Source organism: Massilia sp. CT11-108 (assembly GCF_047302915.1).
Taxonomy (GTDB): Bacteria; Pseudomonadota; Gammaproteobacteria; order Burkholderiales; family Burkholderiaceae_D; genus Telluria; species Telluria orientalis.
The window spans coordinates 1-256 of the sequence record NZ_JBKYMO010001609.1; the positions used below are offsets into that span (position 1 = coordinate 1).

A 256-nucleotide genomic window follows, 5' to 3' on the forward strand; every position below is an offset into this window, starting at 1 on the left:
GATGGCGGCTGAGGTGAGTGACTTCAACTTGAAGTCGGCACTGTCCAGTTCATCAAAGTGAGTCAATGCAAAAGCCGACAGCGTTAACGTCTTTGCCGTGGACATCAGGCGCGAGGCAACCTGCACCTGGACGTTGTCCGGATCAATGGTCAATTCATCGGCCTTGAGTAACTCTTTCAACTCGAACTGTCCCGTGCGTTCAAGAGAGCCCACGCCGCTCAGGTAATCCTTATCGTCCTGCGCATTGCTCCGGTAT

The 256-nt window shown here is 53.5% G+C and carries 1 protein-coding gene; it reads right to left on the reverse strand.

What is annotated here, in order from left to right:
* Positions 1-256, reverse strand: a 256-nt coding sequence (locus ACEN88_RS35765; protein ID WP_413347132.1) for a hypothetical protein, incomplete at both ends; no start/stop codon positions are given.